The organism is Streptomyces solincola (genome assembly GCF_002982015.1).
Lineage (GTDB): Bacteria > Actinomycetota > Actinomycetes > Streptomycetales > Streptomycetaceae > Streptomyces > Streptomyces solincola.
In genome coordinates this window covers 1-1113 of the sequence record NZ_PVLV01000626.1, presented here as the reverse complement: position 1 = coordinate 1113, position 1113 = coordinate 1, and the positions used below count along the sequence as shown (strand labels likewise).

Genomic DNA, 1113 nt, shown 5'->3' with positions numbered 1-1113 from the left:
CCCCGCTCCCCCGCGCCGTACGCTCACCGCGACGACCGCGACACCGGCCGCCCGCCCGCACCGCCGGGGCGGGCGGCCGGGACGCCCCGCCGCAGCGAAAGGCCCCGCCCCATGATCGTCGCCGCCGGCGAAGCCCTGATCGACCTGGTGCCCGAGGGATCCGCCGCGGACGGGCTGCCCGCGCTGCTGCCCAAGCGCGGTGGCGGCCCGTACACCACGGCGGTGGCCCTGGCCCGGCTCGGCGCGCGGGCCGCCTTCTGCTCCCGGGTGTCCACCGACCCGTTCGGGCAGGCGCTGGTGCGCGCGCTGGCGGAGGACGAGGTGGACACCTCGCTGGTCCAGCGCGGCGACGAGCCGACCACGCTCGCCGTCACCGCGATCGCCCGGTCCGGCTCGGCCAGCTACTCCTTCTACACCGAGGGCACCGCCGACCGGCTGTTCGAGCTGCCCGGGCCGCTGCCGGCCGAAGCGCGGGCGGTCGTCTTCGGCACCTGCTCGCTGGTGCTGGAGCCGGGCGCGAGCGCGTACGAGGACTTGCTGCGCCGGGAGGCCGGGCGCGGGCTGTTCACCGCCCTGGACCCGAACATCCGCCCCGGGCTGATCCCGGACGCCGCCGCCTACCGGGAGCGCTTCCGGTCCTGGCTGCCGTCGGTGACCCTGCTGAAGGTCTCCGACCAGGACGCGGCCTGGCTGTCCGGCGTCCCGGACGCGGAGGCGGCGGCCGCCGAATGGCTGACGGCCGGCCCGGCCGCGGTGGTGATCACCCGGGGCGCGAAAGGACTGACCGTGCTGACCCGGGAGGGGTTGCGGGTCGCCGCTCCCGGCCGCAGCGTGCCCGTGGTGGACACCATCGGCGCCGGCGACACGGTGAACGCCGCGCTGCTGCACCGCCTGGACCACCACGGCGCGCTGACCGCGGACCCGGCGCTGTCCGAGGAGCGGTGGCGCGACGTCCTCGGCTACGCGGCCGACGCCGCCGCGCTGACCTGCACCCGGGCCGGCGCGCAACCGCCGTACGCGTCCGAGCTGATCGCCGCCGGGCCGGCCGGTTCCTCCCACCCGGTGAAGCGCTCAGGCCGGCCCGGCGGCGATCAGCTCGGACGCGTACGGCGG

1 pseudogene is annotated in these 1113 nt (G+C 77.8%); it reads left to right on the top strand.

Features of this window, described 5'->3' with window-relative positions:
* Positions 1-111 precede the first annotated feature (111 nt).
* Positions 112-1029 (top strand): annotated as a pseudogene (locus C6N75_RS28395) (carbohydrate kinase family protein); the annotation flags it as partial.
* Positions 1030-1113: the final 84 nt, after the last annotated feature.